A 14,271-nucleotide genomic window follows, 5' to 3' on the forward strand; every position below is an offset into this window, starting at 1 on the left:
CGCCGGTCCCGTGGACCCCTGTCCGCCCCTGTCCCTGCTCCGGGAGTGCGGCACCCTGCGCGGGCGGCGTCCGTCAGCGCCGTCCGCCCGGGCCGCCGCTGCCGAAGGAGCCGCTGCTGCCCTCGTCCCAGCGGGGCCGCTCCTGGTCGGAGGCGGTACGGCTGCCCTGGTGCCCCATCTCGTGCGGCAGCGTGCGCTCGTCGCTGCGCGGCATCTCGTCGGGCTCCCTGCGCTGCCGCTCCTCGCGGACGGGACCGCCGTCGGGCATACGGGGCTGTTCCTCGGGACGCGGGGGCGGCGGCTCCCGGCGCTTTTGCCGACTGCCGAAGGCGAACGCGCCGATCAGCACGGCCACCACCACCACGGCCGCGATGATCAGCCAGACGGGGAAACCGCCGGAGCCGCTCGCGGCCAGGTCCATCCATGCGTTGGTCATGGAGCGCGGGTACCCCCGGCCCGCGCGACCAACCTGCTCACCACGACTCCCTCGCCCGGTGCGCCGCTCGCCCTCGCCGTACTCCCGGACGTTTGGCGCCGCAACCGGCGGCAACCCGCGCGGTGTGACATCGACGACGACTTCCCAGCAGGAACTGTTCCGCTTCCTCGAGGACCGCTTCGCGTGCGCGCAGGCGTGCACCGAGTGTGCCCGGGCCTGCGCCCTGCGGGCGAGCCTCGTGGACCCGGACGGGACCGAGAACCAGGAACTCGTACGGCGCAGGGGCATCATGTGCGCGGAGGTCTGCGACGCGACCTGCCGGGTGCTGTCCGAGCAGAACCAGGTGGACGAGGCCGCCATCCGCGCCCAGCTGGAGTGGTGCCGCCAGGTGTGCCTGGAGAGCGCGCACGTCTTCGACGGCCACCCGGGCGCCGAGGAGAGCGCGCGGGCCTGCCGCGACTGCGCCCGCGCCTGCGGAGAGTTCCTCGCCACCCTGCGCTGAGGCCCTGGGAGCGCGCGGCGCGACGCGCTAGCCTGCCCGTATGGCGGCGACGGACGGCGATCCGGGGCTCTTCGGTCCGAGTTCCGTGACCTGGCAGGCGCACGGCGACCCGATGATGTGGGTGGCCGGCGTCCGCGCCCTCTACCTCCAGGCCCTGCACCCGCGCGCCGTGCGCGGCGTGATGCAGAACAGCGACTTCCGACGCGACGCCTGGGGCCGGCTGATGCGCACCGCGGGCTTCGTCGGCACCACGACGTACGGCACCACCGAGGCCGCCGAGCGGGCCGGCGCCCGGGTACGGAAGATCCACCGCATGCTGGGCGCCACGGACCCGCGGACGGGGGAGCGCTACGGCCTCGACGAGCCCGCCCTGCTGCTGTGGGTGCACTGCGCCGAAATCGGCTCCTACCTGCACGTCCTGCGCCGTTCCGGGTTTCCGCTCACCGACGCCCACGCCGACCGCTACCTCGCCGAACACCGGCACAGCGCCCGTCTCGTCGGCCTCGACCCCGGCTCCGTCCCCGCGAACCGGGCCGAGCTGGCCGCCTACTTCACGCGGGTGCGGCCCGAACTGGCAGCGGGCCCCGAGGCGCACGAGGTGGACGACTTCCTGCTCCGCCCGCCCGTCCACCCCCTCCTGGTCCCGGCCCGCGAGCTGCTGTGGCGGCGGGTCGCCTCTCTCGCGTACGACTCACTACCGCCGTACGCGCACGAGCTCTACGGCAGACCGGCGCCCGCCCCCGCCACCGTCACCCGCCGGCTGCGCGCCACGGGCGCCCTGCTGCGCCGGGTACCGGCACGTCTGCGCTGGCAGCTGCCGCCCCAGCACATCCTGCGCGCCATGGCACGGCTCGGCCCGGCCGCGCGCCCGGCGCCATACAAAATCGGACGACAAGCGGCCATACTGGACCGGCCAGGGGAGGGCGGGGCGGACTGAACCACGGGGGCGGGGCGACGTCATGGGGGACGACACGCTGATCCAGGGCCGGTACCGGCTGCTCGAAAGGATCGGGCGCGGCGGCATGGGAGAGGTGTGGCGGGCGCGGGACGAGTCACTGGGCCGTCGGATAGCCGTCAAGTGCCTCAAACCACTGGGCACACCGCACGACCACTCCTTCACCCGCGTCCTGCGGGAGAGATTCCGGCGCGAGGCCCGGGTCGCCGCCGCGCTCCAGCACCGCGGGGTGACCGTCGTCCACGACTTCGGCGACTGGGACGGCGTGCTCTTCCTGGTCATGGAGCTGCTGGAAGGGCACGACCTGAGCCGGCTCCTGGAGGACAACAAGGGCCACCCGCTGCCGGTCGCCGACGTCGTCGACATCGCCGAACAGGTCGCCTCGGCGCTCGCCCACACCCACGAGCAGGGCATCGTCCACCGCGACCTCAAGCCGGCCAACATCGTGCGGACCGCCGACGGGACCGTGAAGATCTGCGACTTCGGCATCGCCCGGCTCGGCCACGACCCGGGCTTCACCGCCCGGCTGACCGGCACCGGCATCGCCATGGGCACCCCGCACTACATGTCGCCCGAGCAGATCGGCGGCGACGAGGTCGACCGGCGCAGCGACCTGTACTCCCTGGGCTGTGTGCTCTACGAGATCGCCACCGGCGCCCCGCCGTTCGACCTCGACGACGCCTGGGCGATCCTCGTCGGCCACCGCGACACCGAGCCCGCACCGCCCCGCACCCGCCGCGCCGAACTGCCCGGCTACCTGGACCGGATCATCCTGGACCTGCTGGCCAAGCGGCCCGAGCAGCGCCCGCACGACGCCCGCGAACTGGGCCGCCGGATCACCGCGGGCCGCACGGCGGCGGCAGCGGCACCGGTTCCGCCGTCGCCGCCGGTGCCGTCGCCCGCCCGGTCGCGGACGCCTCGGCCGGCCGGGGGACGCGCCGGGATGCCGTCCTGGACCCGGGGCATGACCACCGGTCACAAGGCGACCGGCACCGGCCCGCGCGTCACACCCCCGGACCCCGCGGCGGGCCTGTCCGGAGCGTGGATCCCACGGCCCGCCGGCGACCCGCCCGCCGACGCCCCCACCGCCGGGCCCGCGCCGGAGAAGCGGCCGGACCCGGCACCCGAGGCCGCCGTCGCACTGGCCGCACGGCACAGAACGGGGCTGGGCCTGGGCCGGCTCGGCCGCTGGGAGGAGGCAGGCGAGGTGCACCGCGCGGTCGCCGCCGAACGCGAGCGCCTGCTGGGCCCCGACCACCCCGACACGCTCGCCAGCCGCTACGAGAACGCCTTCACCCTCGGCCGCACCGGTCGCGCCGCCGAGGCGCTGCGCGCGTACAAGGGCGTCGCCGAGGCCAGGATCAGGATGCTGGGGGCCGATCACCCCGACACCCTCGCCGTCCGTCAGGAGATGGCCTACACCCTGGGCCGGCTGGGCCGCCACACCGACGCACACCAGGTGTACACCTCGGTCCTGACCGCCCGGGAGCGCACCATGGGCGCCGACCACCCCGACACCCTGCGCTGCCGCCACAACCTGGCCTTCAACCTCGGGCGGCTCGGCCGTACCGAGGACGCCCACCGCACGGCCCGCGAGGTGGCCGCGGCCCGCGCCCGCGTACTCGGCCCCGACCACCCCGACACCCTCGTCACCCGCTACGAGGTGGCCTACGAACTCGGGCGGCTGGACCGCTGGGAGGAGGCCCTGGCGACCTACCGCGACGTCGCCGGTGCCCGAGCCGGCGCGCTCGGCCCTCGTCACCCGGACACGCTCGCCGCCCGCTACGAGACCGGCGTCGCCCTCGGCCGCCTCGGCCGCTGCGCCGAAGCGCTGAGCGTGTACGAGGAGCTGATCGGCGACCGCGCCCGCGCCCAGGGACCCGAGCACCCCGAGACCCTGCGCGCCCGGCACGGCCTGGGCGTCAACCTCGGCAGGCTGGGCCGCTGGAAGGAGGCGCTGGCCGAAGCCCGCGAGGTGTGCGCGATCCGCGACCGCGTGCTGGGACCGGACCATCCGGACACCCTGGTCAGCCACCGCGAGGTCGCCGTCGCCCTGGGCTGGCTCGGCCGCTGGTCCCCCGCCCTCATCGAGTACCGCCTGGTCGCCGCCGCGCGCGAACGGGCCCTGGGCCCCGATCACCCCGACACCCTCGTCGCCCGCGACGACGAGGCCCACTGCCTCGAACGGCTCGGCCGCGCCACCGAGGCCGCGGACCTGTACCGCCGGGTCGCGGCAGTGCGCGGGGCGGCACGCTGACCGCGGACGGTGCGCGACGGCGGGCTGGCCGCCCCCGATCGCAGCGTGCTACCAAGAGCCATGACGACCCCGCCCAGCACGCCCCGCACCTTTGACGCCGTCGTCGTCGGCGGCGGCCACAACGGTCTGGTCGCCGCCGCCTACCTGGCCCGGGCCGGCCGCACCGTACTGGTCCTCGAACGGCTGGACCACACCGGCGGAGCGGCCGTGTCCACCCGGCCGTTCGCCGGGGTCGACGCACGGCTGTCGCGCTACTCGTACCTGGTCAGCCTGCTGCCCAGGAAGATCGTGCGGGACCTCGGCCTGGACTTCCGGGTGCGTACGCGCACCGTCTCCTCGTACACGCCCGTCGAGCGCGGCGGGCGGCCCACCGGGCTCCTCGTCGGCGGGGGAGAGCGCCGCACCCGCGAGTCCTTCGCCCGGCTCACCGGCTCGGAGCGGGAGTACACCGCCTGGCAGCGCTTCTACGCCATGACCGGCCGGGTGGCCCAGCGGGTCTTCCCGACCCTCACGGAGCCGCTGCCGACCCGGGACGAACTGCGCCGCCGGGTCGACGACGAGACGGCCTGGCGGGCCCTGTTCGAGGAGCCGGTCGGCGTCGCGATCGAGGAGCACTTCGCCGACGACCTGGTCCGGGGCGTGGCCCTCACCGACGCCCTGATCGGCACCTTCGCCGACGCCCACGACCCCTCCCTGCTCCAGAACCGCTGCTTCCTCTACCACGTGATCGGCGGGGGGACCGGCGCCTGGGACGTGCCGGTCGGCGGCATGGGCGCCCTCACCGACGCGCTGGCCGACGCGGCCCGTGCCGCCGGTGCCGTGCTCGCCACCGGTCACGAGGCGGTGCGGATCGACGCCGACGGCCGCACGGCCGAGGTCACCTACCGCACGGCCGACGGCGAGGGCGTCGCCGCCGCCCGGCACGTCCTGGTCAACGCCTCCCCGCGGGAACTGGCCGCGCTCACGGGCCAGGCGCCGCCCCCGCCCGCCGAGGGCGCCCAGCTCAAGGTGAACATGCTGCTGAACCGGCTCCCGCGGCTGCGCGACCCCGAGGCCGACCCGCGCGAGGCCTTCGCGGGCACCTTCCACATCGCCGAGGGCTACGCGCAGCTGGCCGCCGCGCACGCCCGGGCGGCCGCCGGGGAACTGCCCGACACGCCGCCCTCCGAGATCTACTGCCATTCGCTGACCGACCCCACGATCCTCGCCCCCGGCCTGGCCGCCAGGGGCATGCACACCCTCACCCTGTTCGGCCTGCACACGCCGGCGCGCCTCTTCGCCCGCGACAACGACGCCGTGCGCGAGGAACTCCTGAAGTCGACCCTCGCCCAGCTCGACGCCCACCTCGCCGAGCCGCTCGCCGACTGCCTGGCGACCGACGCCGACGGGCGGCCCTGCATCGAGGCCAGGTCGCCCCTCGACCTGGAACGCGACCTGCGCCTGCCCGGCGGGAACATCTTCCACCGCGAGCTGTCCTGGCCCCACGCCCAGGACGGCACCGGTCACTGGGGCGTGGAGACCGGGCAGCCGAACGTCCTGCTGTGCGGCGCGGGCGCGGTGCGCGGGGGAGGGGTGAGCGGGGTGCCGGGGCACAACGCGGCGATGGCGGTGCTGGACGGGACCGGGACCTGACGGGCGCATGCACGGGACCGGGCCGGGTACCGCGACATAACGGATATTCCGTATGCGGCATCCGTGCCGCGACCCCCGTACGACGAAGGAGCCCGTCATGGCGGACCTCAGCCCCATCGACCTCCAGAAGGCCCTCAACGGCATGGACTACCCGGCGGACAAGAAGTCGCTCGTCGACCGCGCCCGCAAGAACAACGCCGGCGACAAGGTGGTCAGCCGTCTCGACGGACTGAAGGAGAACAGCTTCGACGGTCCGAACGAGGTGCAGAAGGCCGTCTTCAACGGCTGACGGACCCGCCCGGGCCCGGGCCCGAGGGCACCGGTACCGGCCCGGCTAGTCGGCCGACGCCGTCCACCCCGCCCTCTCCACGCGTGCCGCGTCGGCCGGGCGCGCGTCGCGGAACAGGACGTCACCGGCCGCCTCCACGCGCAGCCCGTCGACGTACGCCCCGCGGCCCACGTACAGCCGGTCGGTCGTGTACCGCCAGCGCAGGGTGAGCCGCCGCGCGGCCGGCAGGTCGGCGCTCAGCCGGTGCCAGACGCGTCCCGACCAGCCGGTGGCCGAGCCGTCCGGGTGCTCCCCGGGGGCCTCGCCGCGACGCGTGGTGGTGAACGGGACCGGCCGCCACCCGGCGCCTCCGTCGGTGGAGGCCTCCAGGACCAGGGCGTCCGACCCGGGCTCGGTGTCCCACCACAGCGCACAGCGCAGCCGGGCCCGGCCGGCGGACGTGTCCAGGGCGGGCAGCGTGAGCGTGGCCGCGGCGGAACTCGCCGTCCCCGAGAACCACGCCGTCCGCCCCTCCGCCGGACGGACCGGCACCGCCCGCGCCAGGTTGGTGCCCGCCGCCACCCGCGGAGCCGATCCGGAGCGCCAACCGCGCACCGGGTGCACGGAGTTGCCGAGGACGACGAGGAACGAGTCGGTCGTCGGGTCCAGCACCAGCGACGTACCCGTGAAGCCGGTGTGCCCGGCCGTGCGCGGAGTCGCCATCGCGCCCATGTACCAGTGCTGGTACAGCTCGAAGCCCAGGCCGTGCTCGTCGCCGGGGAAGTCGGTGTTGAAGTCCGTGAACATCAGCTCCACCGACTCCGGCCGCAGGATGCGGGCCCGGCCGTAGGAGCCGCCGTTGAGCAGCGTACGGCCGAGGACCGCGAGGTCCCACGCCGAGGAGAACACCCCCGCGTGACCGGCGACGCCGCCGAGACTGAAGGCGTTCTCGTCGTGCACCTCGCCCCACACCAGCCCGCGGTCCAGACCGGACCAGGGCTTGCGGGCGTCCTCGGTGGCGGCGATCCCCGGCCGCCAGGAGGCGGGCGGGTTGTAGCGGGTGCGGTCGAGACCGAGCGGCGCGGTGATCTCCTCGCGCAGCAGCACGTCCAGGGCGCGGCCCGTGACCCGCTCCAGCACCAGCTGGAGCGAGATCATGTTCAGGTCCGAGTACAGGTACGCCGTGCCGGGGGCGTTCACCGGCGCCTCGTCGTAGACGAGCCGCACCTTCTCCTCGTACGTGGGCGCGCTGTACAGCGGGATCCAGGCCTTGAAGCCCGAGGTGTGCGTGAGCAGGTGGCGGACCGTCACGTCCTGCTTGCCCGCCCGGCCGAAGTCCGGCAGGTACGAGGCGACCGGCGCCTCCAGCTCCAGCGTGCCCCGCTCCAGCTGCTGCACGGCGAGGATCGAGGTGAACAGCTTGGAGATCGACGCGAGGTCGAACACCGTGTCCCGGGCCATCGGGATCTGCTCGCCCGCCGGGAACTCCACGCCGGTGTCGGTCGCCTCGTCGTAGGCCCGGTAGCGCACCGCCATGCCGATCGGTTCGTGCAGGGCCACCGTGCCGCCCCGGCCGGCGAGCAGCACGGCGCCCGCGTACCAGGGGTGCTCGGGGGACGGGCCGAGGAACGCCTCGGCGTCGGTGACGAGCCGGCGCAGGTGGCCCGGGAGCAGTCCGGCGCGTTCGGCGGAGCCGTGCCGCAGGGTCGGGCGGCGGTGCCCCTGCCCGGAGAGGGCCGCGGCCGGCCCGGCCGCGAACGGGGCGATGGCCAGCGCACCCCCCAGGGCCAGGGCGCCGGCGCCCAGTTGACGCCGTGTCCATCCGTTCGTCGACCGACCGGCCATCGAAGAGTCTCCCGCCGCCGAAGCTGAAAGTATCTTTCCCGGATCGCCGTGCGGAGTGAAACTTTCCTGTCAGTGACGGGTCGTGTCAATGGGGCGTACGGAGCGGATGCGAGAAGCCGGCGGACCGCGCGCACCGCTTGACCCGCCCCCGCGACCGGCCGAGGATCGGGGCATGACGCCCGGACACGGCAGCACGGTCGACGGGGTGCTGCGGCGCAGCGCCCGACGCACCCCGGCACGCGTCGCGGTGGAGTACCGCGACCGCTCCTGGACGTACGAGGAACTGGACACCGCGGTCTCCCGGGCGGCGAGCGTCCTGCTCGCCGAGGGGTTGGTCCCCGGCGACCGGGTGGGCGCCTACGGCCACAACTCCGACGCCTACCTGATCGCGTTCCTGGCCTGCGCCCGCGCGGGCCTGGTGCACGTCCCGGTCAACCAGAACCTCACCGGCGACGACCTCGCCTACCTCGTCGGCCAGTCCGGCAGCGCGCTGGTCCTCACCGACCCCGACCTCGCCGCCCGGCTCCCCGGCGGCACCCGCACCCTGCCGCTGCGCGACGCCGACGGCTCGCTCCTGGCCCGCCTCGCCTCGGCGCCCGTCCACGACGGCCCCGAACCGGGCGCCGAGGACCTGGTGCAGCTGCTCTACACCTCCGGCACCACCGCGCTGCCCAAGGGCGCCATGATGACCCACCGGGCGCTGGTGCACGAGTACCTGAGCGCCATCACCGCCCTGGACCTCCGGGCCGGCGACCGCCCCGTGCACGCGCTCCCGCTCTACCACTCGGCGCAGACCCACGTCTTCCTGCTGCCCTACCTCGCGGTCGGCGCGACCAACATCATCCTGGACGCACCCGACGGCGACCGCCTCTTCGACCTGATCGAAGCCGGCCGCGTGGACAGCCTCTTCGCACCGCCCACCGTGTGGATCGGCCTCGCGAACCGCGCCGACTTCGCCACCCGCGACCTCGACGGCCTGCGCAAGGCCTACTACGGCGCGTCGATCATGCCGGTGCCCGTCCTGGAGCGGCTGCGCGCACGCCTGCCGCACCTGGCCTTCTACAACTGCTTCGGGCAGAGCGAGATCGGCCCCCTCGCCACCGTCCTCGGCCCGGACGAGCACGAGGGCCGCATGGACTCCTGCGGCCGCCCCGTCCTGTTCGTCGACGCGCGCGTGGTCGACGAGGACGGCAAGGACGTGCCCGACGGCACCCCCGGTGAAGTCGTCTACCGCTCCCCGCAGTTGTGCGACGGCTACTGGGACAAGCCCGAGGAGACCGGGGCCGCCTTCCGCGACGGCTGGTTCCACTCCGGCGACCTCGCCGTACGGGACGCCGACGGCTACTTCACCATCGTCGACCGGGTGAAGGACGTCATCAACTCCGGTGGCGTCCTGGTGGCCTCCCGCCAGGTCGAGGACGCCCTCTACACGCACGACGCCGTCGCCGAGGCGGCCGTGATCGGCCTGCCCGACGAGCGGTGGGTCGAGGCCGTCACCGCCGTCGTCGTCCCGCGCGGCGAGGTCACCGAGGACGAGCTGATCGCGCACGTCCGCGAGCAGCTCACCGCGTTCAAGGCGCCCAAGCGGGTGCGGTTCGTGGACGCCCTGCCGCGCAACGCCAGCGGCAAGATCCTCAAGAGGGAGCTGCGGGACCGCTTCGCCGGCTCCTGACACCGCGACGGCCTGTCGGCGGTCCGACCCGATCGCTAGGCTGGCCGCGGACGACGAAACCGGGAGGAGCACGGACGTGGCCGAGAGCACCACCCACCAGCGCCCGCTCATGGGCTGGGACAAGCCCGAGCTGGATCTCAGCAACGCGCAGTGGCAGTCCAGCAGCCGGGGCCTGGGGGATGTCCAGATCGCCTTCGTCGAGGGGTTCATCGCCATGCGGAACAGCGGCAGCCCGCAGAGCCCCTCCCTGATCTTCACCCCGGCGGAATGGGGCGCGTTCGTCTCGGGAGCGCGGGAAGGGGAGTTCGACCTCACGTAGCCACCGCGGCGTGCGCCGACCGGCCGAACCCGGGTGTCCGGTCCGCCGCCGGGGGGAAGTGCGTACTCCGGAGGTGAGGACCCATGAGCACCCTGCCGGTCATCGCGGCGGTCGACGGTTCCGACGACGGCCTGCGCGCCCTGGACTGGGCGCTCGACGCCGCCCACCGGCGCGAGGCACCCCTGCGGGTGGTGCACGTGCGCCAGTACGCCGCCTGGGCCCAGACCGACGTCCTGGTGGCGGGCCCGCCGGGCACCGCCGAGGACCCGGCGCTCGACCAGGCACGCGCGCACCTCCAGGGGCGGGCCTTCGCGGTGCCCACCGAGTACGTGGGCATGGAAGGGGTACCGGGCGCCCTGCTGCCGGAGCTCGGCGCCGACGCCCAGCTGCTGGTCCTCGGCTCTCGGGGCCGGGGCGGCTTCGCCGGCCTGCTGCTCGGCTCCAACGGCATGGCCGCCGCCCGCGACGCCGCATGCCCCGTCGTCGTGGTGCCCCGCCCCGGACGCGAGGTCCACGGCGAGGCGCCGGACGAACCCGGTCCGCGGGTGGTGGTGGGCCTGCACGTGGACAGTCCCGACGACGCCACGCTCTCCTTCGCCTTCACCGAGGCCGAGCTGCGCGGTGCCCGCCTCCAGGTGGTCGCCGCCTACCCGTGGCCGGTGCAGACCTGGGCCGCCGCCGGGCAGATGATGCCCCTGGTGATCGACGAGGTCTCCGTCGAGAGCGAGACACGGGTCCTGGCCGACGGCCTGCTCGCCCCCTACCGCGGACGCCACCCCGGCGTCCGGGTCGACACCCACGCCCTGCCCGGTGACGCCGCCGGGAACCTGGTCGCGTCCTCCAAGGACGCCGACCTGGTCGTCGTCGGCCGGCACCGCCGGCGCCTGCTGGCACCCGCCCGCATGATGGGCTCGGTCACCCACGCCGTGCTGCTGCACGCCGCGGCCCCGATCGCGGTGGTGCCGCCCGCTCCCCCGCAGGAGTGAACACTCCGCCGGTCCCGGCGTGCCTATCATCGGCCGCATGCACGACTCGCCCCGCACGGACACCCGGATCGCGCTCGCCCTCGCGCTGACCGTCCGGCACGACGGGCACGGCGGGATCGCCGACGACCTGACCGACCCCGCCGGGCTCACCGCCTGGGTCGCGGCGCACCCCGACGCCGTGCCCGACGCCGGGGCCTTCGCCGCGGACGCGCCCACCCTGGCCGCCGTACGCGACGTACGGGCCGCCGCCCGCGCCCTCTTCGCCCGCGCCGTCCGCCCGGGCGAGCCGAGTTCCGCCGACGCCACCCGGCTGCTGCCCGTGCCCCAGGCCCTGCGGCGGCTGAACGAGGCCGCCGCCCTCACCCCCACGGTCCCCGTCCTGGCCTGGGCCGACGCCGCCGATCCCGTCGTGCGTGCCGCGCCCGCGCAGGGTGCCCGGGCCGACCTCGCCGCCACCCTCGCGCAGGCCGTGATCGGCTTCCTCGCCGGCCCGGACCGGCAGCGGCTGCGGGCCTGCCACGCACCTCGCTGCGTGCGCTACTTCCTCAAGGAGCACCCGCGTCAGGAGTGGTGCAAGCCCTCCTGCGGCAACCGGGCCAGGGTGGCCCGCCACCAGGACCGGCACCGGCGGGCCGGGTAGCCCGGCCGGGCAGCCGCCCGCACGTCGCCCGCGGCCCCCGGCCACGTACCATTGCGGCATGTCGTTCCTCCGCCGCCGCAGCGCCACGCCCGCCGGGCCCGACTTCGACGTCCTGGCCATGGACCCGGGCGACTGGCCCGGCAATCTCGGCGCCGGCCTGCTGCCCGCGCCCGACGGCAGCTGCCAGGGCGTCTTCCTGCGCTACGACCTGTTCGGCGGCCGCGGCCCCGCGATGATCATCGGCAACCTCCCGGAGGGCTCCCCGGCCCGCGAGGTCCCCGAAGGGGAGATCCCCTTCGAGGTGGCCCAGCTGCTGCTCGCACTGGAGAACGACGAGGAGATCACCGTCGTCGGCGCCGAGGACGTCCCCGTGATGCAGGGCGACAACCTGCTCATCGTGCGCCGCCTCAAGCTCTCCGAGGGCCGGATCTCCTGCGTGCAGTTCGACCGCAGCGACGGCGTCCTGGTGACCATCGCCGCCTGGGACCGCCCCATCACCGACGACCTGTACGCCCTGCTGAAGCCGCTCCCGGCGGAGCTTTTCCAGCAGGGCTGAGACCCGGCTGCCCGGTCCGGTCCTAGCGCGCGGCCGAGACCGTCACGTCGGCGGCGCGCACGTACGCGACCCGGTGGCCGTACTGGATCTCGTAGTACTGGTCCTTGCCGGTCACCACCCGGTGGGAGGCCTCGTCGAAGGTGACCGCGTAGTAGTACTCGCCGGGCACCTTCTCACCGACCACGTACTTCTGCCCCGCGGGCAGGGTGTACGGCAGCGGCGACACCGCCTGGGCGGGCACGTCCGCCGGGTAGGCGGCCTTCTCCGGGTACGCGCGCCCGTACACCGGGACGCTCGCCAGGCCCTTCCGCGGGGTGAGCACCCGTCCGGAGGCGGGCACCGCCGCCGGGCTCTTCGGCGGGTTGTGGAACCACGCCTTCTGCCCGAGGTACCAGATGGCCGTCCACTCGCCCCACCGGTCGGCCACCGCGTACTGCTGGCCCGTGGAGACCCGGGAGGACAGGTCGTTCACCCCGGTCGTCGGGGTGGTGCCGAGGCCGATGTCCTTGATCAGCGGCGCGTTCACGTCGTGGTCGGAGTACAGCCGCACCTCGCTGGAGCCGTGCGCCGCGCAGGGCTCGCCCGCCTTCTCGCAGCCGGTGTACGCGGGACGGTTCGCCTCGTAGTCGGGGCGGATCGTCACCAGAGCGGACTTCTTGCCCGCGGTCGGCTCGAAGGGGCGGCCGAGCAGCTGGAAGTAGTGCCGCCAGTCCCAGTACGGGCCCGGGTCGGTGTGCATGCCGGGGATCGTCGCCGTGGTGGTGCCGGGGACGTTGTCGTGGCCGAGGACGTGCTGCCGGTCCAGCGGGATGTCGTACTTCTTCGCGAGGTACTTCACCAGCCGCGCCGACGACCGGTACATCGCCTCCGTGTACCAGGCGTCCGGCTCCGCCAGGAAGCCCTCGTGCTCCAGGCCGATCGACCCCGCGTTGACGTACCAGTTGCCCGCGTGCCACGCCACGTCCTTCGCCTTCACATGCTGGGCGATGTGACCGTCGGTGGAGCGCAAGGTGTAGTTCCAGGACACATAGGTGGGGTCCTGGACCATGTTGAGGACCCCGTTCCAGGTGCCCTCGGTGTCGTGCACGACGATGTAGCGGATCCGCTGGGAGGCCGGGCGGCCGCCCAAATCGTGGTTGCCGTAGTCGCCGTCGCCGAACTCCTCGTACGGCGCGGGGACCCACTCGCAGGACACCGACGCCGGGCACTCGGTGCCGGCGGCGGACGCGGCGCGCAGGCCCGCGTCGTCCAGCCGAGAAACTTGCGGCGCCACGTCGGGCCGAGCGGCGAGGGAGACCCGCTGACCGGCGTCCGTGGTGCGCCGCTCACCCGTACGGATGACCTCGTACACGTCGTCCGCGTACGCCGCCGCCGTCGCGGAGTCCTCCGCGCCCGAGAAACGGGCCACCGCCGCGTACCAGTCCGCCGGGTCGGCACTGAGCGGCTCGCCCAGCTCCCGCTGCGCGGCGGCGAGCAGCGCGGCACCGCCGGACACGTTCGCGGCCGGGTCCGTGCGCAGCGCCTCGGGGCTCAGCCCGGTCAGCTCGGCGGCCCTCGGCAGGGTGGTCAGCCGGGCCGGCAGATCGGTGGGCGGCGCGGCGGCGCCGTCCACCGGGTGCAGCGCGGCACGCGCGTCGTCGCCGCGCGGGTCCTCGGCGCCCTCGCCGTGGTGCGACGCCCCGGCCAGGGCGGTACGGGCGTCGGTGAGGTGCAGTGGGCCGTAGCCGCCGGTCACGCTCGGCGCGCCGCCGTGCGCGTCCCAGCGGGACTGGAGGTAGGAGACGCCGAGCAGGACGCTCGGCGGCACGTGGTACTCGGCCGCCGCGGCGGCGAAGGCCCGCTGGAGGCGGTCCGGGGCGGGTGGCGCGTCCGGGGGCACGGCGGCGGACGGTGCCGCGCCGAGCAGCGGCAGCAGCAGCGCAGCGGTGGCCAGGGCGGGCAGGACGGGGGATCCTCGCAAAGCGGCCTCCTGGGACGGTCGGGCAAGACGGGGCGTGACGGGGGTGCGGGGCCGGGCGTGGGTCAGTGGTACCCGGCGGTCGGACGATCCGTCAATCATGCCGTCATGGCGGCGATTTCCCACGTCAGCACGGGGTTCGGCGAGTTTCGTGGCGGCGGCCCACCGGCCTGCGCGGCGTCAGTGGCGTACACCAATGGCCCCTGCACACACCCGGGTGGCGCAGACACGAAAACCGCGGTGCGC

13 protein-coding genes are annotated in these 14,271 nt (G+C 74.7%); 10 read left to right on the forward strand and 3 right to left on the reverse strand.

Features of this window, described 5'->3' with window-relative positions:
• Positions 1-73 precede the first annotated feature (73 nt).
• The gene (locus tag B9W62_RS36105) at positions 74-436 is read right to left on the reverse strand and encodes a DUF6479 family protein (RefSeq protein WP_087811108.1); all 363 of its coding nucleotides are present in this window, start codon (positions 434-436) and stop codon (positions 74-76) included.
• Between the two features lie 124 nt (positions 437-560).
• On the opposite strand from B9W62_RS36105, the gene B9W62_RS36110 reads away from it, so the two are divergent.
• From B9W62_RS36110 to B9W62_RS36130, 5 genes are all read left to right on the forward strand, one after another.
• On the forward strand, positions 561-938 hold the full coding sequence (locus B9W62_RS36110; protein ID WP_087811109.1) for a four-helix bundle copper-binding protein: 378 nt from the start codon (positions 561-563) through the stop codon (positions 936-938).
• Positions 939-978: 40 nt separating this feature from the next.
• Positions 979-1,875 (forward strand): oxygenase MpaB family protein, encoded by an 897-nt coding sequence (locus tag B9W62_RS36115; RefSeq protein ID WP_087811110.1) that lies wholly within the window; start codon positions 979-981, stop codon positions 1,873-1,875.
• Positions 1,876-1,897: 22 nt separating this feature from the next.
• Positions 1,898-4,150 carry a serine/threonine-protein kinase gene (locus B9W62_RS36120; protein ID WP_087811111.1) on the forward strand — a complete coding sequence of 751 codons (2,253 nt, stop codon included), beginning with the start codon at positions 1,898-1,900 and terminating at the stop codon, positions 4,148-4,150.
• A gap of 60 nt (positions 4,151-4,210) precedes the next feature.
• Positions 4,211-5,782: a phytoene desaturase family protein gene (locus B9W62_RS36125; RefSeq protein ID WP_179235840.1), complete on the forward strand. Its 1,572-nt coding sequence runs from the start codon at positions 4,211-4,213 to the stop codon at positions 5,780-5,782.
• Between the two features lie 97 nt (positions 5,783-5,879).
• Positions 5,880-6,071, forward strand: a complete 192-nt coding sequence (locus B9W62_RS36130; protein ID WP_087811113.1) for a DUF2795 domain-containing protein — start codon at positions 5,880-5,882, stop codon at positions 6,069-6,071.
• Between the two features lie 45 nt (positions 6,072-6,116).
• Here B9W62_RS36130 and B9W62_RS36135 read toward each other — a convergent pair whose 3' ends face one another.
• A complete protein-coding gene (locus B9W62_RS36135) occupies positions 6,117-7,895 on the reverse strand; it encodes a serine hydrolase domain-containing protein (RefSeq protein WP_087811114.1) in 1,779 nt (592 codons plus the stop codon).
• A 172-nt stretch (positions 7,896-8,067) separates the two neighbouring features.
• Here B9W62_RS36135 and B9W62_RS36140 point away from each other — a divergent pair, with 172 nt between their 5' ends.
• The 5 genes from B9W62_RS36140 to B9W62_RS36160 all read left to right on the forward strand — a co-directional run bounded on the left by B9W62_RS36140 (position 8,068) and on the right by B9W62_RS36160 (position 12,068).
• Positions 8,068-9,567, forward strand: a complete 1,500-nt coding sequence (locus B9W62_RS36140) for an acyl-CoA synthetase (RefSeq protein ID WP_087811115.1) — start codon at positions 8,068-8,070, stop codon at positions 9,565-9,567.
• Between the two features lie 76 nt (positions 9,568-9,643).
• On the forward strand, positions 9,644-9,886 hold the full coding sequence (locus B9W62_RS36145) for a DUF397 domain-containing protein (protein ID WP_030182473.1): 243 nt from the start codon (positions 9,644-9,646) through the stop codon (positions 9,884-9,886).
• An 83-nt stretch (positions 9,887-9,969) separates the two neighbouring features.
• Positions 9,970-10,872 carry a universal stress protein gene (locus tag B9W62_RS36150; protein WP_087811116.1) on the forward strand — a complete coding sequence of 301 codons (903 nt, stop codon included), beginning with the start codon at positions 9,970-9,972 and terminating at the stop codon, positions 10,870-10,872.
• 37 nt (positions 10,873-10,909) lie between these two features.
• Complete coding sequence (locus B9W62_RS36155; protein ID WP_179235841.1) at positions 10,910-11,512, forward strand: ABATE domain-containing protein; 603 nt, start codon at positions 10,910-10,912, stop codon at positions 11,510-11,512.
• A 58-nt stretch (positions 11,513-11,570) separates the two neighbouring features.
• Positions 11,571-12,068 carry a hypothetical protein gene (locus tag B9W62_RS36160; protein ID WP_059297308.1) on the forward strand — a complete coding sequence of 166 codons (498 nt, stop codon included), beginning with the start codon at positions 11,571-11,573 and terminating at the stop codon, positions 12,066-12,068.
• Positions 12,069-12,090: 22 nt separating this feature from the next.
• On the opposite strand, the gene B9W62_RS36165 is transcribed toward B9W62_RS36160, so the two are convergent.
• A complete protein-coding gene (locus B9W62_RS36165) occupies positions 12,091-14,010 on the reverse strand; it encodes an N-acetylmuramoyl-L-alanine amidase (protein ID WP_087812262.1) in 1,920 nt (639 codons plus the stop codon).
• Between the last annotated feature and the right edge of the window lie 261 nt (positions 14,011-14,271).

This window comes from Streptomyces sp. CS113 (assembly GCF_002188365.1).
In the GTDB taxonomy this organism is placed as follows: domain Bacteria; phylum Actinomycetota; class Actinomycetes; order Streptomycetales; family Streptomycetaceae; genus Streptomyces; species Streptomyces tendae.